The following is a 22851-nucleotide window of genomic DNA, read 5'->3' as shown; positions in this document are numbered from 1 at the left end:
TTCAATGGATTTTTTCTCATTTGAACTCTAACGCTATAACATCCTTATCGCCATCCCTACGGCGCTGCCCAAGCAAATTCAACAAATTTGCCAACCTGTCTTCCTGCCCTTTTTCTGCCATTGCTTTGCCAGAAAATTGAAATCGTCCATCACGCAAACCACCGGCACCACTAAGTAACAAGGGTCCTTTGTTGGTGTTCAAAGCTAGATCAGCGGTCTGCCCTTTCCAGTCAAATGTCAGCAAATAACTGCCCAGGGGTTTAATCGCTGAGAGGCGTGATGACATTTCATTCATTTCAAGCCGCATCGCACCTATCACGTCGAGTTTCGCGCCCTGACGATTAAATTGCAAACTATTCCAGGACAACCTTAACTGTCCAGATGGACCAATCGTATTCAACGGTGCGCCTAAACCCTCCAGACGCTCGGGAGGTATCATTAAATCTGCACCGCTAACAGTCCACTGTGAGAAATTCCCCGACAGAGTAACAGGCTGAGAAAGCGATGCCGGATTTTCTACTGCAACATCGAGCTGCCCCAACAACAATAGCGGAGAAATACGCCAGCTAAATCTGCCAGGCAACAATGGCGTCAGCGGCGCATTGCCACTCGGCGCACCGCCGATGAATGCCGATCCCCTCCAAAAACTACCTTGCGCATCACCCAGGCTAACCCGTCCCATCGTTTGCTTTTCGACCAATAAAGCCATCCAGCTCGCAGGCAAAAACACCAATACCGTCAATACAACACTGAGAACAGCAGCGATAACCCAGATGATTTTTTTTATTTTCATCATTTCAGAGATTATTTTTTTGCTGCTTCATCGTCAATGTCGCACTGACCTGACCACTCTCAGCCAAGGCGGTCAATTTCGATTCTTCCACTGTCAGGCGGCTCGACTTCTGCATCTCGAGTAACCATTCCATCAGCGTCGGATACGCCACAGTCGATATCTGCAATCTGACCATATCATCAGATACCGAGAGATTCTGCGCTTTGACGCCACGACGAGACAGAGACAGCTCAACCGCTTCGCGTGAAATCGCATCGACGTTTTCTGCCATTGCGACACCCAGCTGAGCACTTTGCCGGCTCAATACGTCCATTTCAGCTACCTGCTGTTTTAGCTGCGGAATCGCTTTTTGTAATTGTTTTTTCCCTGACCATGCAGGATCAATGCCGATAAAATACAGCAAGGCCGCAACAATACTGGCGACACCGAGTAAAAGCATGCGACGCTCACGCGTTTCTAACTGCTGCAAGTATGACGTGACGGCATCCATTAAACTTAGCGCTTTCATTTAGTACTCCCTGAAACCGGTTTAATCTGCAAAATACCGTCCTTGAATGAGACCAGCATCAAGGCCTGTTCTTGCAGTGCAGTTTTCAACTGATCTGGTGCATTAAATGATTTTGTTTTCACAAATAAATTACGCTCTCTGTATTCCATACCCAGCACACTGGCTCCCGGTACACCAGGTGCCAGACGATCCCAAACTTGGGCGAACTGCGCCGCCAGCACCACGAAATCATCAGGTGACGATTGTCCGGACATTTTTTTTGCAGCAGTGATTTTTTGTTGCATTTGCGCCAGAGGGTCGATGACAACCGACTCCTTAGGATAGGCAGAACGATAGGCTTGTGTCATTGATGCAGTCAGTGACTGCGCTTCACGCTTCAAAGACCACCACTCAATATTCAAGCCGATGATATTAATAAGTAAAGCAGCAACACCCAAACCTAAGGGCCAGCGCCAGATGCGCCAGTCAACGTAGGATTGATTGATTGAACTGATACCTGCCAGCAAATCCGGCGTATGTGTATCGAGTCCGGCAATACGATTTTTCCAGCTCAGTGCCTGTAGTGTAACGCGCTGAGCCATCTCTACATTTTCTGCCAGCGCATGTTGAAACGGCGCAACCGCTTTTGCATCAAGATATACCGTCACATCCGACTCCGGCACAAATAAACTCAATGCCTGCAAAGACTCCAATACACCAGCCGCCTGCTGCTGAGTATCTGTCGACATCGTTTGATCTAAGCCCAAACCGAGGCCGATAAACGAACTATCAAAACGACGTGCTGCAAACTCGATGATGGAATTTTCCTGATCCAGCAAAACGCTGGTCGCGCCAGCGCGATACTCCATAGCCATCTGGGATGGATACGCCACTACTTTTTTGGCACCCGATATCAATACGGTACGATAAACCGTTTCCATCCAGGTTTTATCCACGACGGCGACCGTACACAACCCATCAACAACACTGACCGGTTGCAAGATCACCTCGGATGCTTCAGTAGAAAGCTGATCCTCGAGCAGGTTCGGCAGAGACATTCGTAATTTTGATGCGGCCATCGGCGGTACTTTCGCCTGCAACAAGCTCACATCACTTGCCGCCAGCAAGACCACAACCTGACGCGCTTGCATCAAAGCCGGTTTTAACTGAGCGAGTGTCTGACAACCTTGTTGCTCTATTGTTCCGTTAGCAGACACTGTGGCAAATGGTCGCGCCAAATTAGCCCAGTCTGCACTCGTCTGAGCAGTGACTTTTGAAGGTAATAATATGTACAGTGTACTTGCCATAATCTATTTTCTATTCACGCAACCGCATCCGCGCATCATGATGGTCAAACTACCAAAACTACTACCGTTTTCTTTATAACTCGCGTATCCAGATAATTTTCGTGACGGCGTCGTTACGCTCAATCAGAGAATTAAAATTCAAGAAAGATCTACCTAAGCGAATTTTTCCTGACACGATAAAAAATTCCGTAAATACGGAAGCCTCGCCGTCTGCGAGATTCGCCAGTTTATCTGGAAATCTTTGTTTAAAATCTGACAAATCCAAAAATTCAGCTCTGTCCCGGCTAGCGACGATTGCGGCCGCATCTGACATCGACAATGTTGCGATACATGCGGACAATACTTCAGCAGAAGCCGTATTGACATTCAATGTCGTGGTGCGTGGCAAAACCACGACAAAGTCTCGCAACTTCGTCAGCATGTCAGCATTAAATCCTGCGACAGACAGCAAATCATCGATTTGTGTGAAGCGCAAGAATTGTACTGCAGGAACACTGTCTGACGATGTCTGAGATGGATTGCTTGCTGTACCTGTTGTCACAGTGGGATTAGAGGCGGCTCCGGTAGTCGTAGCCGGGTTACTACTCGCTGTTGTTTTTTTTGTCTGGGACGAAGCGATTGCTTCAGCTGCGGCAGCCGCCAAAGAAGTATCCAGGCGAAGATTTCCTAACAGGCGTTGAAACGCGATGATCGCCTTAGGATTCATCACACCGTCTGTCGCCAGATTGTTCAGGTTAAATCGTGACTGTGCATCGCTGATTTGTCCGGATAAACTTGCTTCACTGCTCTCGGAATCAGCTCGGCCGTTCTCCACATATTCATCGAGACGCGTTTCTGCCAGATTCGTTGCCCATGCTTCTTTCAGGTGATCGACTTTGCGACCACGTCCATCTTCACGCAAGATGAGGCGTGCCCAATCCAGCGCACCACGCAGCACCCATTTTTTTTGCAACTGAAGACGTTGATTCTCAATCGAGCGAACCTGCACCTGCTGCTGCCAAAACAGACTGGCGACTATGGTAATTGCCAGGGTAGTCAGTAATAGGGCCGTGACGACTGCAACCCCTGCCTGCTGACGATGGGGAGTTTTCATGCGGCTCCCAGCAAAAATACTTTTAACATGGCGTGTTCTCTGCCGCGCAATTGCAAAGACATTTCCAACCCGCTTTTCAGGGGAACAGGTTTAGCAGCGCTACCACTGCTGTTCGCCGGATTTTGAGCACTATCAATATCCGTACCGGCAACACGCCAAGCGTTCTCATCCTTATTCCATGTGCGCATGGCAATTGATGCCACATCATTTTGCAGTACCACGACAGGCATTGCGTCCGTCTCATTTAGAGCGCTTTGCCAGTCTGCATCAAGCTGCCTTAAGTCACGGGTCGCGGTCGATTCGCGCCGGGTCAGTACGCCATCAAGCAAGCGATAAGCGACCACTTGCAAACGTAAGGGCTGGTTGTCGTCAAAAACCGTACGAATCAAAAACAAACTTTGCTGGGATGCCCGCAGACTCTCGCGTGTCGCTAACAAATCAACGCCAGCCAGATGCGCGCAGTCATTTTCGAGTTGCGCAAAGCTAATCTGCGTACCGCGCGATTGCTCTAATTCATTGGTGAGTCCGATTCGTGCTCTGACGATACTATCCAGCCCACGCCAACCGAGCACGGCGACGATCGCCAAAATCGTGATTGCGACTAATAGCTCGATTAAAGTAAAGCCGGATTGTTTTTTTTCAGAGCGCATTGGGTACCACTTGAGTCAGCTTGACGATACGGCGCTCTGCGTGTGCCGCATCGAATACATACACTTCCACTCTGCGAAACAGAGGGTTAGGTGTACCTAGCACATGTTCTTCACAGACCAGATTCAATTCTCCCTGAGGACAAGGGAATGAACGCTCGCCCAAAGCAGGCCATTCGCTGCTGAGACGAATCTGGGCTAGTCGATTTTCGGCGGACCAGCTTGCCATCATTGATGCACGCAAATCGTTACTGTTCTGTGTCAGGCTCCCAATCGCCCGCAGGCTTGCGCCAAGCGCGGTACCGACGATGACCAGCGCCACCAGCACCTCCAGCAAAGTAAATCCAGACAGGTAACGAGAGGGTGTTCTTTTAAGAAGAGAATGGGGCTTCATCTTATTCCACTACAAAATGGCCAATGCCATCTGCCCTGATCAGTACCTGATCTTCACCTGAGCTCATACTCAAGACGAAGGGTTTGTCGACTGGCTCTCGCCCAAAGATAATACGTAGATTGGCATTATCTATATTTGTTGCAGGGCTGATTGTGAGCCGCACCGGACTCATCACGAATTCGCGTTCACGCAGCATATCTACGTCACGAAGTATTTCCCAGATTAATTCGTTACGAACCAGAAAATGATATTGGTTTTGATCCGCCTCAAAAGCAATGGGCCGGTTACGCACAATCGCTTCTTCGCGCGCCAGCTGGAGCAACACTGCAATTCTTTGCGCATCCGTTTGCAGACGCTGATGGCTGCTTTGCATAGCGTTAAACGACACAGCGCCGAGCATGATGCCAGCGATGACCAATACCACTAGTAACTCAAGCAGGGTAAAGCCCGCCTGATTACGCAATCTGAAACCCGGGGAAACTTGCACTACGATCCTTATTGATCCCAGGAACCGATGTCAGCATCATTACCGGTGCCACCAAGCTGACCATCAGCACCCAATGAAAAGATATCGACCTCGCCTTTAATGCCTGGCGACAGGTATTGGTAAGGGTTACCCCAGGGATCTTTTGGCAATTTGTCGATGTAGCCGCCAGTTTTCCAGCCATTTGCGGCGGGTCCGGCAGTCGGCTTGATGATCAGCGCTTGCAGCCCCTGTTCTGTGGTCGGATAACGCTGGTTATCGAGGCGATATAGCTTGAGTGCCTGCATCAGGGTAGAAATATCTTGTTTTGCAGCGACAATGCGGGCGTCGTCGGTACGCCCCATTAATTTTGGTACAACCAGTGCGGCCAGAATCCCCATGATCACCACAACAACCATGATTTCAATCAAGGTAAAGCCACGCGAAACAATGGATCGAGATGATTTAATACGGCGAGTTGAATTATTTTGTTGAAAAGTTTGATCGCTCATAGGGATAAAAAGTAAAACATGTAATCTGCAAAGACAAATTTGCCCGGCAAAACATAGATTCATCAAATTCAGAAACTTGCCCTGACCGGAACATCATCAAAGCAAACATCTCCAAAACTCATTATGCGTCACGAAACTGGCAAAGCCTGTCTCTGTTGCACTTATTTACGCTAATTAACAGCACATAATACGGCACATGATTAGTGCACATAAAAAGTATCGCATAGTACGCGAAGTATATTTCAAAAAAATAACAGTCTAGTTATTAGTCTCTAAATAGTCTCTGAATAGTTTATGAATAATACTTCGCGCAACTATGCTCTACAAATGACAATCCGGCCTATCAAGGCGTGTTATTGCGATCTTATTGCGGCCTGTAAGTGACTTTTAAGGTGTAAGTCGCAGCAGAATACCCGTTTAACAGAACGTAGGCATCACCGTTTGCCGTTAAATTGATGCTGCAACTTTCGGTCGATGTTGATCCGTCTGATTTGCAATCATAGGTCGTCGTCGTTGGTGCCGATGTTTTGCGCACGTACAGATCTGCATCTCCAGTTCCGCTCAACGCGGCAGCAAAGCTACCTCCCGCACCGACTTTAAATGGACCGTAACTGGCTTTTTGCCCCTTCGTCAAACTTCCGGTAAAAGTCTCCACCTTATCCACCGGTCCGGGCGTCGCCGCACCATCACTACCCAATTCAACAGCAAATGATAAAGCCAGGCGTGCGAACTTTAGCGAGTGATTCGCTTGCCCGCCACTATTGGCGTAGGTGTCGTTTTCTGTATGAATATAAGGATTATCCTGGGTAAATGCGGTTTCAAAAGGCATGGAGGTTGCATAACCCTGAGCATACCAAGACGCATGATCCGAACAGCCATAACCACACTTATCGTAGCCAATGCTTAAACTTGGCTGATACGTTGAGATCAGATTGGCGACAAACTGGTTCTGGGCGCTATTCGTGTAATCGGTGTAAAGATAAATATCTTTATCCGATCCTTTGTAGTTAGTCATATCAAGCTGCATCATGCCAATCACGTTGGTATTCGCTGCCTTAAAGCTCTTGGCAATCTCCTGGGAACCCCGCAAACCCACTTCTTCTGCGGAATAGCCCATGATTTTAATAGTCCTGCGCGGTTTATAGCCGTTAGCGACCAATACGCGTATGACCTCCGTCAGGCTGGCGATACCCGAAGCATCATCGTCGGCACCCGGGGCCTTGGTGGTTTCCGTCGTACCTTTGGTATTAATTGAATCCAGATGTGCGCCAAGAACAATCACTTCGGCAGCATTATCGGTGCCTTTGATGGTGAGGATAACGGACTTCTGACTCCAGCTTGCATGAGTGAATTGTTCTACGGTGATATCACTGCGGGCCGACGTCATCTGTACCCATTTTTGCTTCAACCAGTTCGAGGCGTTGACACCATTGGTGGTCGTGTAATAACGATTGGCATAGCCAGACATATCAATAATTGTCTGACCGATGTTACTTGCCTGCATCTGCGACAACATCGGCGTCACAACTGTCTGATTATCGATTACATACGATGGTGCCAGACTTGCCGCGATTGCGTTCAAGCTCGCAGGCGTGCTTAATGCAACTCGCCCCGCACTCTCATTCGGATGAAACATAAATCCACCGCAACGCTTCAATTCCTGATGTATTGCGGCCGACAATCCAGTGAGCTGCTGCTCATCAACCTCAACTAAGTGGACCTTCTCCTGGATCATGGAACCAGTGAGTCCCTGAAAACCGGGATTGGCGACAACGATCTGACTATCTTTCGCAATTGTCTGTGGCGCGAGTTTTTGTAACTGATGAAACGCTGTATCACCCAGCGTGATCCATACTTTGTTTCCCGCGACGGCCTCAGTGTTTATACCCATCAACAACAGACTGGTTAACATTCCAGAAAACAGTCCAGATACGATTTTCTTTTGCATGACAATACCCCTCCGAATGCACAATTCTGGCACTCTTCAAAAATACTGATTGAAAAAAAATCCCGCTCCGGACGGAGCGGGACTGAGAGTATCTACTCAATAACAACTAAAGAGTATTACTGATAAGTTGCAACCAAAGTCGTGCTGCTTACTGCGGCATAAGCGCTGACCAAAACATAGTAAGTTGCTGTTTTTGGTGCAGCAATTGTTACTGTCTCGGCATTTGTGGAGCCCTCAGACTTACCATCGTAAGAGGTCGTCGTCGGTGCTGCACTTGCTTTGACATACAGATCACCGTCACCTGTACCACCAGCCAGTTTGACGCTCAGATTTTTTGCGCCTGCTGGAACAACGATGGAGTACAGCTTAGTAGCACCTTTAGCCAGAGTGATGCCAGTGACTGTCACGCCTTTAGTCAATGGTGTTGCTGTTGGTGTAGTCGTAGCGCAGCTTACGCCAACTGCACTGAATGCAGAAGTAACGTCAGCAACTGTGTAACCACGGTTGCCTGCTGCTTTTTCTACGCCGCAAGCACCTTGATTAAACGTGCTGCCTGCAGTCCAGTACAAACGGTTTGCATCCGCCATAACTTCGAACGCTTTGCGTGTGTTCCAGCCAGTTTTAGTCGCCAACAAATAGAAAGCTTTGTTGTACACACCACTGGAATAATGCACATCGAGGCTGCTGGTGTAGTTCGCTGCATTATCGATAGAACCGCCATCCAGCGGTGGATTGTACATATAACGCAAGGCACCACTGGCTTTGAAAATATCAACACCAACTTTAAAATCGTTAGTCCCTTTGACATAGTACTTGACTGCTTCACCGGCCATATCCGAGAACGCTTCGTTCATACCACCGGACATGCCAGAGTAAGTCAGATTCGAGTTCTGTTCTGTGAAGCCGTGACTAATTTCATGACCAGTCACATCCAACGCTGTCAATGGGTAGAAAGTAGAAGCACCGTCACCGAAATTCATTGCTGTACCATCCCAGAATGCATTTTCGTAGGCAGAGCCGTAATGTACGCGCATCATCAATTTTTGACTGATCGGACGTACACCCAGATAAGTCTGGTACATGTTGAAGACCTGATTACCAAAGTAATGCGCGTCATTCATCGGGGAGTAAGCACCGTTCACTGTTTTGACAGTATTGCGCGGGCAGGTAAAGCTGTGCAACGTACCGGAACCGGACGTCGCGTTGTTCATGTTGTAGGTATCAACATTCGTGCTGCTCAGCTTACAAGTAGAGCCGCTGACCAACACGTCTAAATAACCGTAACCAGCTGTGGTACCGTATTCGTATTGACCTGTTTTAGCGTTACCGCCAGGACCTGTGCCGCTCAGAGTGTGGGCAATACCTTCCCATTTTTGCAGAACAGCGCCGGTATTTGCATCAATGATGAAATGCGGACGGCTTGGCTTGTTTGGATTGGACGTATCCAGGAAAGAAATAACATAAATCAGTTGGGCTACATTGTTTGCGCCAAGCTGGATATGTAATTTGGATTGTTCGTTTTCAGTGGAATTAACACGTGCTTGAGTCTTTGCCAGTGTCAATGCCTGAGAGGCTGAATACAGTGGTCTTGCAGTTGGCAAATCATTACCCAGATTGCTCAACATTGCACCTGCCAGCGCTGGCTGAGCGGCACCTGGTACTACGTGCTCAACAACACCTTCACCCCAGACAGGTACGCCCTGATGAAACTGCTGGTAGCGTGTTACCACTTTACCGTTAGCATAAGTCTGGCTACGAACAGCTTGCAGTTCGCTAGCAGTTAAACCCAGCAAATCATTCAGTTTTGCTGTTGTGCCACCGGCTAATGTTTTCGCCGCTGCTGAAGTCGCTGCTGGCGCAACAAAATTTTCCAAGTCAATACGATCTGCTGCCATCGCATTGCAAGCACCCGCTACCATTACTGCCAGTAGGGTTGGACGTAATACTTGTGTTAATTTCAAAGCTTGTTCCATTTTCTCTCCATTTTCAAATTGCCGTAGGGATTGTGTCCCCTATGAGTATTAGCCAACGCGGTAAGCGTTGAATTTATGTCAATCTAAAAAAACAAGTAGACCAGAGTGAAGGCTTTTGATCTGTATCCCAGCAAAAACGCTGAAACTTCTTGCCGAAAAACCACAAAAATATTGCAGTCGTTCAACAGGCTATTGCCCAAATAGCTAGTACAGAGTTAATCAGACATCAAAAGACTTGCAAATAAGCTCGTTGTTTTTCCGCAATGTGAAAAATGATGTAAATATTTCCTTACAAGAGAAAATTTTGGAAAAGACCTTAACATGTCAAATAATGTTAAAAAATTGCCGATTTGAAAATACAAAAAAATGCAATTACATCCATTTAAGTAAACATTGTTTTTACATTTATGGATGAACTATTTTTATTGAATTTGATCCGGAGCAATAATGAAGACCATACCAGTTGACCAAATTCAAGATTAAAATAATTCAAATAGCTGCTTAATTCAGGTAGCTTCCAGACGTAAAGGCAGGCTTCTCAATCGCTGCCCAGTTAGCAAAAACACGGCATTAGCAACTGCAGGCGCAATTGGCGGCGTACCTGGCTCACCGATGCCCTCCGGTGGTTCAGCACTGGCAATGATGACCGTTTGAATTTCAGGCGCTTCACTCATTCTGAGAACCGGATAGTCATGGAAATTCGTCTGCTCAACCTGGCCGTTTTTAATGGTGACTTCCCCATACAAGGCAGCACTGAGACCAAAAATGATCGCAGACTCAATTTGCTGCGTAATGATATTGGGATTAACTGCAATTCCACAGTCCACCGCACACGTCACTTTATGGACCTGGATCTGCTTGTCTTTAACCGAGACCTCTGCCACTTGCGCCACGATAGAGCCGAACGATTGATGTAGCGCAATCCCATGCCCGCGTCCCTCTGGGACTGGCCCAGCCTTATTCACTGCGGCATCCAGTACGGTCAAAAAGCGCGGATGCTGTTTCAATAATTCACGTCGAAAATTGACCGGATCCTTACCCGCCGCATGCGCGAGTTCATCAATAAAGCTTTCTTTGAAAAACGCGTTATGTGAATGCCCGACAGAGCGCCAATATCCTAAAGGGACAACCGTTGGCACAATGACGTGGGCAATTTTTTGATTGGCAAATTCGTAGGGCATATCAAACTCGCCCTCCGCTGTCGTCTTATCTGGTCCGGCACCGGGCACACCAAATGTGCGCTTCAGAACCTGGTGCGTCACGGATCCAGAGGCCGACTTATTATCATAAGCAGTCACAACACCATTCGCATCAACCAACGCATTAAACCTTGCTAAAGCAGCCGGCCGGTACATATCATGTGTCATATCCTCTTCTCTGCTCCAGATCAACTGCACTGCTAAACCCTTAGTCTGCAAGGCTACCGTCACCGCCTGAACCACCATATCGACCTCAAGACGGCGTCCAAAACCGCCGCCGAGATACGTCATATGTAATTCAACTTTATCCGACGATATATTGGCAACTTTGGCTGCGACATCGACGGCAATACTGGGAACTTGTGTTGACACCCAGAGATCAAGTTTGCCGTCTTTAAATTGCGCAGTGCAATTAATCGGCTCCATCGTGGCATGGGCTAAAAATGGTGCCTTGTATTCGGCCTTGATGGTCTTGGCCGCAGAGGTTAAAGAACTTACATCCCCTTGCTGGTAGTAAGTAAAACCAGATTCAGTGTCAAGTTGACGCCCTAACTCTTTAAAAATATCTGCCGTGGACACATTCGCAGCAGAACCAGGATTCCACTCTACAGACAGTGCCAGCAATGCTTTTTTTGCAGACCAATAACTTTTGGCTACGACGACAACACCGGCCACCAGATTTGCAGAATTCGTCGCTTGCAAATCAATCACCTGAACTGGATCACCGGCGGATTTGGTCTCACTCTCATTGATTTTTTTGATGCTACCACCGATGACCGGACTCATTTTGATCGCAGCATAAAGCAATCCCGGTGGACGTACATCGATACCAAAAACTGCACTGCCATTCGTTTTAGCCGCAGAATCGGTACGTGATTGCGGAGTGCCAATCAGGGTAAAGGCTTTAGGATCTTTTAAATGGACGTCATCAGGTGTTATCAGTACTGCCTTAGCAGCCAGCTCACCATAACCAGCGCGCTTACCCGAGGAATGAATAACTTTTCCGTCACTCGTCTTACATTGATCTGCTGGCACGTTCCACTCTTTTGCGGCGGCGGCAATCAGCATTGCCCGGGCAGTCGCTCCTGCTTCACGCATAGGTAGCCATGAATCTTTGACGCTAGAGGATCCGCCAGTAACCTGCAAACCAAGCTCACGGGCAAATTTTGCCGTCATCCAGCGTGCGGTTCTTTTGACGGTACCGGCATTATCCGGATGAAAAGGCAATCCATCGGCAAGCATTGCAACATTGCCATAAATTTTATCGATAGGAGCATGAACAGGTCTGACCATGTACATGGGAACATCGAGCTCCTCTGCAATCAGCATCTGTAATGCCGTGTGTATGCCCTGCCCCATTTCGCTTTTATGCATGGCCACCGTGACCATACCGTCTTTCGCAATTTTGATCCACCCGTTTAAACTAACTTCATCATTCACCACTGGTAGAGAGCTGGCACCGTGCAGCCGTTGCCTCGGCGGAGTGAAGCCCCAACCGACAACCAGCGCTCCGGCAACACCTACTCCGCCTAAAATAAAACGCCGGCGCGACTTCTTTTGGGGTTCTGTTTTTAGCTTTGCTTCTGCCATAACAATGTCTCCGTGATTGTGATTTTTATTGATGTTTATGGTTTTGCGTAGTTGAGCAATTTGATCAATCAGGTATTCCTGCGAGGGTAGCCCTCAGCCAAGATTCTTTGCCATACGACTTCCTTCTGATCCTGGTTCATGAATACCCATTCAGCGACCTCCGCTACCGTCCTGCCACATCCCCGGCATACATCATCAAAAGTCGTGGAGCACACAGCAACACATGGCGTATCAGGCCGTTCTTTTTTTTCAATTGTCATGGAAAATCTTACCTGTCTAAAAATAATACGAGCGTGCTGGAAACGCCAGATTACCCCAATAGTAACGCGATTTCTATAATTCGCTTGAATGGCTATGGCAATTCACATACGATGCTTTACAGACTTATTTCACAGACACATCAATGACCTCAAAGCGAACAAAATATGACGCAAGATTTTTTCCAATCCTTCATTCTGCTCATCCTGGTCACTGACCCGTTTGGTAACGTACCTATTTTTGTTGCCGCACTTTCTCATGTTGCCCCCGAGCGCCGCTGGCGTGTCGTGGTACGTGAATGTGCGATAGCCTTTGCGCTGTTACTGCTGTTCATGTTTTTTGGCCGGCATTTCCTGACGGCGATGCAACTATCGGATGTGTCGCTACGTATCGGTGGCGGTGTGATTCTGTTCCTGATTGCGCTTCGTATGGTATTTCCGCAAGAGGGCGGAATTTTTGGTGATGTAGAAGACGATCACGAACCCTTCATTGTACCTCTGGCCATCCCGGCACTTGCAGGACCATCGGCATTGGCTACCGTACTCCTGTTTTCGTCAAGCAGCAGACTGGATGTCGCTGTTCATGTCGCGGCACTGACATCGGTCGCGGTGGTGTGGCTAGTGGTGTTATTAAGTGCTGAACGCATGCAGCGCGTACTGGGTAAACGTGTCATGACAGCATTTGAACGACTGATGGGATTGATCCTGACGGCAGCCTCGGTAGAAATGCTGCTCGCAGGCATCCGGGATTATTTAAAAACTTTATCCTGAGCTAATTCCTGAACTGATCAATCGGTACTCCCTAGGTACTACTTAGGCACTCTTTAGATACTTTTTAAATTGCATTAGTACATCAATTCGCAGGTGTGACCACGACCGCCTGCGATATATGGCTACTTGCATCTTGCGCAAATAATTTGCTGTTAAAAGTGAAGTAGCCGAGTAAAAATAATACGAGCGCAATGGCAAATTGTTTAAAGAACTGACGGTTCATAAGTGGACTCTGCTTTCTTATACTTCTTCTAGATCGCTACCTGCTTTGCGCAGGCAACAACGACATCAATGAGTGAAATAGCGTCAGACAATCTTATCGTGCTCAAGCTGCGCTATCTGGGATTCAGAATAACCTAGCTGCTGTAACACCTCGCGATTATGCTGCCCCAGTTTCGGCCCCAGCCAGTTGGTATGACCAGGTGTTTCAGATAATTTCGGCGAGATTGCTGGCAATTTCACCGGTGTTCCATCGGCAAATACATGCTGTTCAAACATATTCCGTGCAAGGAATTGAGGATCGCTCATCATGTCCCGGACCGAATAAATTTTACCCACCGGCACATCGGCTGCTTGCAATAGCTGCAACGCGCTATCTATGGTTTGTTGCTGACACCAGTCACTGATTGCCGTATCGATCTCAACCGTGCGCGGAACGCGTCCATCATTACGCGCCAGACCGGAATCGTTCGCCATATCTTCACGGCCAATCGCCATCATCAAGCGTTTAAAAATCGCGTCGCCATTGCCTGCAATTACGATATTCTCGCCGTCACCTGTCGTGTAGGTATTCGATGGCACGATCCCTGGCAAAGCACCGCCAGTCCGCTCACGCACAATGCCTGCATGATCAAACTCGGGCACGAGGGACTCCATCAGATTAAATACCGATTCATACAGCGCCACATCGACCATCTGTCCTTGTCCGGCAACGCAATCTGCCCCCTGCTGACCGTTCCAGCGTCCACCTGTTGCATCGCGGTGACGCAGCGCCATCATCGCGCCAATCACGCCGTGCAGAGCAGCGACTGAATCGCCAATCGATATGCCGACGCGCACTGGCGGACGATCGGGATGTCCAGAGACATAGCGTAAACCGCCCATGGATTCGCCAATCGCACCAAAACCGGGCAAGTCCTTCATCGGCCCTGTCTGTCCATAACCGGACAGACGTACCATGATCGTTGCGGGATTAACTTCCTTCAAACTGTCGTAACCAAGCTGCCATTTCTCAAGCACACCGGGACGATAATTCTCGATAATAATATCGGCATCTAGTGCCAAACGCCGGGCAATCACTTGTGCCTGAGTCTGCTTCAGATTAAGAGTCAGACTTTTTTTATTACGCGCCTGAACACTCCACCATAATGAAGTACCGTCTTTCAACACACGCCATTGACGGATAGGATCGCCTCCGTCGGGTGATTCTATCTTGATGACTTCTGCGCCGAACTCTGCCAGCATACGCGCGCAAAATGGTCCGGCAATCAAGGTACCCAATTCCAGCACTTTGATTCCCGCTAACGGGCCAGTCAATTTTTTTTGAGCGTGTTCAGTCATCGTTTCAGCATTAATTTAAGTGCTGCGGCGGTCCAGCATGGCGCGGGCAATAGTGCCTGCATCAACGTATTCAAGCTCCCCGCCCACGGGCACACCACGCGCCAGGCGGCTCGCTTTGAGGCCTCGTGCTTTCAGCGTTTCACTGATGTAATGCGCAGTGGCTTCACCTTCATTCGTAAAATTCGTCGCCAGCACTACCTCAGTCACCAGCCCGTCCGTAGCACGAACGATCAGTTTCTCAAGGTGTATGTCTTTTGGACCTATCCCATCCAGAGGTGATAATCGTCCCATCAGCACGAAGTACAGACCTTTATACGTCATCGTCTGCTCGATCATCATTTGGTCCGATGGCGTCTCGACGACACAGAGCATCGATACATCACGTTCAGGATCCAGACAGGTTTCGCAGACATCACTTTCGGTAAAGGTGTTGCACATCGCGCAGTGATGAATTTTCTCAACGGCCTGCATCAATGCTCGCCCTAGCTGCGCAGCACCATCGCGATCATGCTGCAACAGATGATAAGCCATGCGCTGCGCAGATTTTGGGCCGACGCCGGGCAAACGACGCAGGGCTTCCGCGAGAATTTCAAGACTGGTTTGGGATTTCACGTAGTGGATGGTCGTTGTGAGTTAGAAGCGATGAGACATACTGAATAGTAAATCGGACTGAGGATGTGTCTCTTGCCAGTCAGGCTTTATTCTGATTCATTTACCTGCTGATTTATCTGCATGATCATAGTTTCGTCAGGTTTTTCAGACTTTTTTGAATTCCTATGTCTATCTAAACAAGCACGCAGAAAGCAGACTCTATGCGTGCTCGCTATTCCAACAGAACTTAGAATGGCATTTTAAAACCAGGTGGCATTGGCATACCTGCCGTCAACGCAGACATTTTTTCTGATGAAGTCGCTTCTGCTTTACGCACTGCATCATTAAATGCTGCTGCGACGAGATCTTCCAGCATATCCTTATCATCACCCAACAAAGACGGATCAATGGTGACGCGTTTCACATCGTTCTTGCAAGTCATCACTACTTTGACCAGACCAGCACCAGACTGACCTTCTACTTCAACCAAGGCCAATTGATCCTGGGCTTTTTTCATATTGTCTTGCATTGCCTGCGCTTGTTTCATCAGGCCAGCGAGTTGGTTCTTCATCATGGTACTTCTCCTAAAACAAATTCAAAAAAATAGTGGCAATCTCTGCCCGGTACAGCTATCTGGGGTTATTGGGCTGGGGAATTTCGTATCCTGGAATTTATCAACAATTCACTTAAATTGGTTTGATACTACCCGTCACAACTGTCGCGCCGAATTCTCGCATTAAACTCTGTATGAAGGAATCACTTTGTATCGAGTTCTCTGCCTGTTGCTGGCGCTCCGCACGCTCAGCAACTGCCTGTGCATTCGCTGTCTGCTCGACTGCACCAATCTTAGTCTCGACCTTGACGGATTTTGAAAAACGTTCCTCCAGCGCCATTTCTAATTTCTCTACGCTACCGGACGACAATAAGGTCTGTAAAGGCACGCGCAATTGGAACAAAAAGGTATTCCCATTGATCTGGCATTGAATCAATTCACTTTGCTGCGCCAGTTGCTGTGCCACACCGCGCATAGGCAAACTTGCCGCCAGATTAGGCCAGTGTCCATCCCAGTTTAATTCAGGAATAGGTACCAGCGCAGCAGGTCGCACGATATCTTCTGCCGGTTCGCTTGCAATAGCTTGCGCAAAATCGGGCGTCACAGATGCGTCGCTCACTAAGTTACTCAACGCATCAGCAGATACGACTTCAGCTTGCTGTCGACCAGCCAGGTTCGCTCGTTGCGGCATCACAGGCGCACGTACGGCGAGGCCCGCCACTCCGACCGCGTCAAACTCATCATCAAACGCGCCATTATGAAAATGCGGAGGCGGCTCATTCGACGCTGCGGAATAGCTTGCCTCCATTAAATCCTCATCCCAGGGTGGCGGCATGCCGTCGGGGGCGTAGGATGTATTGGAAGAGCTTGCTGCTTTTGCCTGAGCCACTGGTGCTGTCGACTGAGGTGCGGCAACTCTTGCAGGGATAGGTGCAGGTGCTAATACCGGAGCTTGCATCTGCGCTGGCGCAGGCTGTGCTGCTGCGACAGGCGCAACTGGCACAACAGCTGGCTGAGACGCCAGCGCTTTTGCAGCTGCGGCCCGACTTCCTACAGTCGATTTATTTAAACCCGCAGCGGCCAGTGCGGCAGCCCTCCCCGACATTGCAGGAGATACTGACTGGCTCATAACACTACTGGCTACCGGATCAGGAACAATAGCGGTAACAACAGAAGCTGGAGAAGATGCCGGTGCACTTGCTACTGTGCTGACTGGTGCAAGAGGTGCTGGAGCAACCTGCATTGCAGGAGCCAAAGGTGCAAACGCATCTGCTACCGCAGCAGTGGGTGCAGCCACGACAGGAGCAAGCGACGCTATCGTCGGTATTTGATTTGGTAAGTGATGCGGTATTTGATGCAATATTTGATGCGGTATCTGACCTGGCACTGGCGTTGCGTTTTGACTTGATGCCTGCACCGGAGCAGACATTAGTGGCGCTGTCATAGTAGGGCCAGGACGTTGCGGCGCACGACTAGACGGCGTCACACCACCAGAACCGCCACCGCTACCAGCGCCGCCTACTGCACTATCAGACGGACGGAAAGCCAGCAAGCGCAATAAAGTCATGCTAAAGCCAGCATATTCATCCGGCGCCAAAGCCAGCTCATTACGACCGTGCACAACGATCTGGTAAAACAACTGAATTTCTTCCTTGCCGAACAGATTTGCCAGTCGCAGTACTTCTTCACGTTCAGGGGCATCGTCTGCAACCGCATCCGGCACCATTTGAGCAATCGCAATCTGGTGCAGTAAGCTACCTAAGTCTTGTAGTGCTGCCTTATAGGACAAACTACGGGCGGCCATCTCATCGGCGACATCCAGCAGGGCCTTGCCATCTTTAACCGCCAACGCATCAAGCAAACGGATCAGATACGACTGATCCAGCGCACCCAGCATACCCTGTACAGCTTCTAGAGTGACCTTACCTGCGGCATAAGCAATCGACTGATCAGTCAGTGACAATGCATCACGCATAGAGCCATGAGCACCTTGCGCCAGCAAACGCAGCGCGGGCACTTCAAACTCGATTTGTTCCTGCCCGAGAATATTTTCCAGATGCGAGACGATATGTCCCGGCGGCATCTGCTTCAGGTTGAATTGCAGGCAACGGGATAAAACCGTCACAGGAATTTTTTGCGGGTCGGTCGTTGCCAGAATGAACTTCACATGCTCGGGCGGCTCTTCTAGTGTCTTCAACATCGAGTTAAAGGCATGGTTGGTCAGCATGTGCACCTCATCGATCATATAGACCTTGAAGCGCGCGTTCGACGGCGCATACACCGCCTGCTCCAGCAACGACGCCATCTCATCGACACCACGATTGGATGCTGCATCCATCTCGATGTAGTCGACAAAACGACCCGCATCAATCGCCGTACAAGCCTCGCACACACCGCAAGGATGGGCAGTGATGCCACCGTTGCCGTCGACACCCTGACAATTGAAAGATTTAGCGAGAATACGCGAGAGCGTTGTTTTACCGACTCCGCGAGTCCCCGTGAACAGGTAAGCATGGTGCAGCCGTTGCTGCTCCAGCGCATGGGATAAGGCACGGACCACGTGCTCCTGCCCCACTAGCGTTTCAAAGCTTTTGGGACGATATTTTCGGGCGAGAACTTGATATGACATGGTGAGATTTTACCTTATTCCGCTAACGCATCCTGTTTTGATTTTGTCACTTCTTCAAGACTGGCGAAGAATCTGGTCTGGATTATAAGTGCTGGATTGAAATATCGTGAATAAGTCGGTAGAGCAGCGTGCTCATCAAACAAAAATCAGACGCTTTTGATAAGGCAGGAAGTAATGGAGATTGCTATTTAACAAATGACATCACCGCGTTTATTCGTATTGGTTATGTTATGCGTGGTGATTATTTAACCTCGTGTTTTTGGTCCCTTAACCGCAATTCTTCGCGCAATGCCGCAACTTCATGCCGCAAGGAGCGGATGTCGGCATGAAGCTCACGCTCAAACTTCGCCTCCTCTTCACCAACAAACAGCGCTGCGATACTTGCCGTCACAATCGAGAACATGGCGTAACCCAGTAAAACGATGAATACCGCAAATATTTTTGATGCCCAGGTAGACGGCACAATATCGCCGTAACCGACCGTCGCAATCGTACTGAATGCCAGCCAGATACCATCGGCATAAGTCAACACACTCGGCTCCAGCCAATAAAACCCGGCACCGGCACTGGTCAGCATCAGAACTGCCAGAACAATCATCTGCACCAGGTGACTTGGACGCATACGCTGCAATACCAGGGTCGCAATCCGTAAGACAATAGCAGCGCACAAGCCCAGTCGCAAAAACCACTCCAGGACATTCCAGTTATCCCCAAATGAAAACGCACTGACTGCGCAACCGACAATAATTAATGTATCCAGCAACATCTTACCGCTGCGGGTGGGTCGCCCCTGGTATTTATGCCATTGAGAATACGTGTCGACGCCCATGATCAGCGCAACTGCGCCATACAAAGCATGACCGATAAAACGAGATTGATCGTTCCCGTCAATCAGCAAAAGATAAAATGCAGGAATCGACAGCAGCAAGGAAGTCATCAACAACGGACGTGACAACCAGCTCAAAAACTGCTGACTGATTAATGGAAAACCTGCGTTGCCGGAGCCAGTTTTTTTATTCATTTTTCTCACAAAGCCCCCTCTTGTATTACTACCACTCAGTATTTTTGCGACTCTGCCGTACACCTTAGATAGTCAAGCAATTATGCTGGATACGGGAAAACCGGAGCGAGAAAGCATCTTGATCTAACGCAAATTACTCCGCAATTGTATTAATGCGACTCCGCATCGATTTTTTTTGAATTATGTTCATTTAACAAAAATGCCTGTCGTATTCAATGCGACAGGCATTCTATGACCTCATTGCCACCCAATCCATGAGCACGACAAGACTATGGCGACGACTCTACATTCCAAACTGATCTACATTTCAAACTGATTCAGGCTGATTCAAACTTCTTCAGATTTTTTCTTAAAAACCAGATCACCGCTTTCCACCTCAACCAGAATCACATCCTTCGGTCCGAACTTACCTTGCAACAGCATCTTCGACAGAGGATTTTCTATCTCTTGCTGTATCGCCCGTTTTAATGGACGGGCGCCGTAGACCGGATCAAATCCCGCCTCTGCGATTTTTTGCAATGCGGCGTCGCTGACCTGCAAGCCCATATCCATTTGCACCAGACGTTGTTCCAGCACATGCAACTGAATTTTAGCAATCGCACCAATATTCTTCGCATCAAGCGCATGGAACACCACGATCTCATCAATCCGGTTGATGAACTCAGGACGGAAGTGCGTTTTTACCTCGCCCATCACCGCCATCTTGATCACGCCAGGATCACTACCTTCCATCGCCTGGATCTGATGCGAACCGAGATTCGAGGTCATGACAATCACCGTATTTTTAAAATCAACGGTACGCCCCTGACCATCCGTCATGCGGCCATCATCCAGCACCTGCAACAAAACATTAAAGACATCGTGATGCGCTTTTTCGACTTCATCCAGCAAGATCACGCTGTATGGTTTACGACGCACAGCCTCGGTCAAATAACCGCCCTCTTCATAGCCCACATAGCCCGGTGGCGCACCGATCAGGCGAGCGACCGAATGCTTCTCCATAAACTCGCTCATATCGATGCGGATCAGGGATTCTTCGGTATCGAACATAAAGCCCGCAAGCGCTTTACACAACTCCGTCTTACCCACGCCTGTAGGGCCGAGGAATAAGAACGAACCATAAGGACGGCTCGGATCACCCAAGCCTGCACGCGAGCGACGGATCGCATCAGAGACTGCACCAATCGCTTCATTCTGACCGACCACGCGCTTATGCAATTCTTCTTCCATGTGCAGAAGTTTTTCGCGCTCGCCTTGCATCATGCGAGACACCGGAATCCCGGTTGCACGCGACACAATTTCAGCGATCTCTTCCGCGCCAACCTGCGTGCGCAACAGTTTCAGCTTGCCGTGTGTGTTCGACTGCGTAGCATCGGCCTGCTTGAGCTGCGCCTCCAGCTCGGGCAAACGGCCATACTGCAACTCAGACATGGTCTGCCAGTCGCCACGGCGTTTGGCATCTTCCATCTGAAGGCGGATTTTTTCTATCTCTTCCTTGATATGCGTACTGCCTTGCACCGTCGCTTTTTCCGACTTCCAGATTTCTTCCAGATCCGCATATTCGCGCGACAGCTTGGTGATCTCCTCTTCGATCAAAGTCAGACGCTTTCTCGATCCCTCGTCTCTTTCTCTTTTAACTGCTTCGCGTTCGATCTTTAACTGAATCAGACGGCGATCGAGTTTGTCCATGACCTCTGGCTTGGAGTCGATTTCGATCTTGATTTTTGCGGCAGCCTCATCGATCAGGTCAATCGCTTTATCGGGTAAAAAACGATCCGTAATATAGCGGTGCGACAACTCCGCAGCCGCGATAATCGCAGGGTCCGTGATGTCAACGCCATGATGGACTTCGTACTTCTCTTGCAGTCCGCGCAAAATCGCAATCGTCGCTTCAACGCTAGGTTCATCAACGATGATCTTCTGGAAGCGACGCTCCAGTGCCGCATCTTTTTCTATGTATTTACGGTATTCATCGAGAGTGGTCGCGCCGACGCAATGCAATTCTCCACGAGCCAATGCAGGCTTGAGCATATTGCCCGCATCCATCGCCCCCTCTGCCTTACCCGCACCAACCATGGTGTGTAGCTCGTCAATAAAAACGATGGTTTGTCCCTCGTCCATGGCGATTTCTTTGAGCACCGCTTTGAGACGCTCTTCAAACTCGCCACGGAACTTAGCGCCTGCAAGCAAGGCTGCCATGTCGAGTGACAACACGCGTTTGGATTTCAGGCTATCGGGCACTTCGCCATTCACAATCCGTTGCGCCAGTCCTTCGACAATCGCGGTTTTACCCACGCCCGGCTCACCGATCAAGACCGGATTATTTTTGCTGCGGCGTTGCAATACCTGAATCGCACGGCGAATCTCATCATCACGACCAATCACCGGATCGAGCTTACCGAGGCGCGCACGTTCCGTCAGATCGAGTGTATATTTTTTGAGTGCTTCACGCTGCCCTTCGGCCTCCTGCGAATTCACATTAGTGCCGCCACGAACAGCAGCGATTGCAGCCTCCAGCGATTTACGCGTCAAACCATTTTCTCGCGCTAATTTACCCGCTTCGGATTTATCATCCGCCAGCGCCAGCAGCACCATTTCGCTAGCCAGAAACTCATCGCCACGTTTTTGGGATTCTTTATCAGCCAGATTCAACAAGCCCATCAGCTCACGGCCAATCTGCACCTGACCGTCAGTACCGGTGACCTTTGCCAGACGATCCAAGGCACTCTTTAAGGCATTCGTCAGTGCGGCCACATTCACGCCAGCACGCTGCAAGAGCGAGCGACTGCCGCCATCATCCTGATTAATCAGCGCCAACAGAATGTGCACCGGCTCTATGTATTGGTTATCATTGCCGACAGCTTGACTTTGCGCATCAGCAAGCGCTTCTTGTAATTTCGTCGTGAGTTTATCGAGTCGCATGGTTTTCTCCTGAAGTTCCAGCGGAAAAACCGCATGGAAGCCTGTGATACAAATGATTGAATTGCTTGACTAAGAGCGAAGTTTGGGGCTGCCGAGACTATTTCAAGAAGTGACCTATAGTAGGCAAAGAAGCATTGCGCT

General features: G+C 49.1%; 20 protein-coding genes. 1 reads left to right on the top strand and 19 read right to left on the bottom strand.

Annotated features, from left to right (window positions below):
- Positions 1-16: 16 nt before the first annotated feature.
- The 12 genes from ACO0K3_RS01535 to ACO0K3_RS01480 form a co-directional block, all read right to left on the bottom strand.
- Positions 17-796 carry a type II secretion system protein N gene (locus ACO0K3_RS01535; protein ID WP_422981253.1) on the bottom strand — a complete coding sequence of 260 codons (780 nt, stop codon included), beginning with the start codon at positions 794-796 and terminating at the stop codon, positions 17-19.
- A gap of 1 nt (position 797) precedes the next feature.
- Entirely contained in the window at positions 798-1301 is a 504-nt protein-coding gene (gene gspM / locus ACO0K3_RS01530) for a type II secretion system protein GspM (RefSeq protein ID WP_422981251.1), read from the bottom strand.
- Positions 1298-2587, bottom strand: a complete 1290-nt coding sequence (gspL, locus tag ACO0K3_RS01525) for a type II secretion system protein GspL (protein ID WP_422981249.1) — start codon at positions 2585-2587, stop codon at positions 1298-1300. Before gspL ends, gspM begins: the two co-directional genes overlap by 4 nt.
- 73 nt (positions 2588-2660) lie before the next feature.
- Positions 2661-3680, bottom strand: coding sequence for a type II secretion system minor pseudopilin GspK (gene gspK / locus ACO0K3_RS01520; protein ID WP_422981247.1), 1020 nt, complete (start codon positions 3678-3680; stop codon positions 2661-2663).
- Positions 3677-4330, bottom strand: a complete 654-nt coding sequence (locus ACO0K3_RS01515) for a PulJ/GspJ family protein (protein ID WP_422981245.1) — start codon at positions 4328-4330, stop codon at positions 3677-3679. The genes gspK and ACO0K3_RS01515 overlap by 4 nt, the downstream gene beginning before the upstream one ends.
- On the bottom strand, positions 4320-4721 hold the full coding sequence (gene gspI / locus ACO0K3_RS01510; protein ID WP_422981243.1) for a type II secretion system minor pseudopilin GspI: 402 nt from the start codon (positions 4719-4721) through the stop codon (positions 4320-4322). Before gspI ends, ACO0K3_RS01515 begins: the two co-directional genes overlap by 11 nt.
- A gap of 1 nt (position 4722) precedes the next feature.
- Positions 4723-5208: a GspH/FimT family pseudopilin gene (locus tag ACO0K3_RS01505; RefSeq protein WP_422981241.1), complete on the bottom strand. Its 486-nt coding sequence runs from the start codon at positions 5206-5208 to the stop codon at positions 4723-4725.
- Between the two features lie 8 nt (positions 5209-5216).
- On the bottom strand, positions 5217-5696 hold the full coding sequence (gene gspG / locus ACO0K3_RS01500) for a type II secretion system major pseudopilin GspG (protein WP_422981239.1): 480 nt from the start codon (positions 5694-5696) through the stop codon (positions 5217-5219).
- Between the two features lie 364 nt (positions 5697-6060).
- Positions 6061-7644 carry a M20/M25/M40 family metallo-hydrolase gene (locus ACO0K3_RS01495; RefSeq protein ID WP_422981237.1) on the bottom strand — a complete coding sequence of 528 codons (1584 nt, stop codon included), beginning with the start codon at positions 7642-7644 and terminating at the stop codon, positions 6061-6063.
- Positions 7645-7760: 116 nt separating this feature from the next.
- On the bottom strand, positions 7761-9617 hold the full coding sequence (locus ACO0K3_RS01490) for a M4 family metallopeptidase (protein ID WP_422981235.1): 1857 nt from the start codon (positions 9615-9617) through the stop codon (positions 7761-7763).
- A 506-nt stretch (positions 9618-10123) separates the two neighbouring features.
- On the bottom strand, positions 10124-12406 hold the full coding sequence (locus ACO0K3_RS01485) for a molybdopterin cofactor-binding domain-containing protein (RefSeq protein WP_422981233.1): 2283 nt from the start codon (positions 12404-12406) through the stop codon (positions 10124-10126).
- A 68-nt stretch (positions 12407-12474) separates the two neighbouring features.
- The gene (locus ACO0K3_RS01480) at positions 12475-12666 is read right to left on the bottom strand and encodes a DUF1289 domain-containing protein (protein ID WP_422956569.1); all 192 of its coding nucleotides are present in this window, start codon (positions 12664-12666) and stop codon (positions 12475-12477) included.
- A 165-nt stretch (positions 12667-12831) separates the two neighbouring features.
- Here ACO0K3_RS01480 and ACO0K3_RS01475 point away from each other — a divergent pair, with 165 nt between their 5' ends.
- Positions 12832-13434, top strand: coding sequence for a MarC family protein (locus ACO0K3_RS01475; RefSeq protein ID WP_422958533.1), 603 nt, complete (start codon positions 12832-12834; stop codon positions 13432-13434).
- An 82-nt stretch (positions 13435-13516) separates the two neighbouring features.
- On the opposite strand, the gene ACO0K3_RS01470 is transcribed toward ACO0K3_RS01475, so the two are convergent.
- The 7 genes from ACO0K3_RS01470 to clpB form a co-directional block, all read right to left on the bottom strand.
- Positions 13517-13657: a hypothetical protein gene (locus ACO0K3_RS01470; RefSeq protein WP_422981231.1), complete on the bottom strand. Its 141-nt coding sequence runs from the start codon at positions 13655-13657 to the stop codon at positions 13517-13519.
- A gap of 83 nt (positions 13658-13740) precedes the next feature.
- Positions 13741-14994: a CaiB/BaiF CoA transferase family protein gene (locus ACO0K3_RS01465; protein ID WP_422981229.1), complete on the bottom strand. Its 1254-nt coding sequence runs from the start codon at positions 14992-14994 to the stop codon at positions 13741-13743.
- Between the two features lie 15 nt (positions 14995-15009).
- Positions 15010-15606, bottom strand: coding sequence for a recombination mediator RecR (gene recR / locus ACO0K3_RS01460; protein WP_422956565.1), 597 nt, complete (start codon positions 15604-15606; stop codon positions 15010-15012).
- A 226-nt stretch (positions 15607-15832) separates the two neighbouring features.
- On the bottom strand, positions 15833-16159 hold the full coding sequence (locus tag ACO0K3_RS01455; RefSeq protein WP_422956564.1) for a YbaB/EbfC family nucleoid-associated protein: 327 nt from the start codon (positions 16157-16159) through the stop codon (positions 15833-15835).
- A 112-nt stretch (positions 16160-16271) separates the two neighbouring features.
- On the bottom strand, positions 16272-18767 hold the full coding sequence (dnaX, locus tag ACO0K3_RS01450) for a DNA polymerase III subunit gamma/tau (protein ID WP_422981227.1): 2496 nt from the start codon (positions 18765-18767) through the stop codon (positions 16272-16274).
- A gap of 241 nt (positions 18768-19008) precedes the next feature.
- The gene (locus ACO0K3_RS01445) at positions 19009-19788 is read right to left on the bottom strand and encodes a potassium channel family protein (RefSeq protein WP_422981225.1); all 780 of its coding nucleotides are present in this window, start codon (positions 19786-19788) and stop codon (positions 19009-19011) included.
- Between the two features lie 327 nt (positions 19789-20115).
- The gene (gene clpB / locus ACO0K3_RS01440) at positions 20116-22710 is read right to left on the bottom strand and encodes an ATP-dependent chaperone ClpB (protein WP_422981223.1); all 2595 of its coding nucleotides are present in this window, start codon (positions 22708-22710) and stop codon (positions 20116-20118) included.
- Between the last annotated feature and the right edge of the window lie 141 nt (positions 22711-22851).

This window comes from Undibacterium sp. Rencai35W, from assembly GCF_049340185.1.
GTDB lineage: Bacteria > Pseudomonadota > Gammaproteobacteria > Burkholderiales > Burkholderiaceae_D > Undibacterium.
The sequence above is the reverse complement of the archived record's forward strand: the minus strand, read 5'-3'. Positions and strand labels throughout refer to the sequence as shown.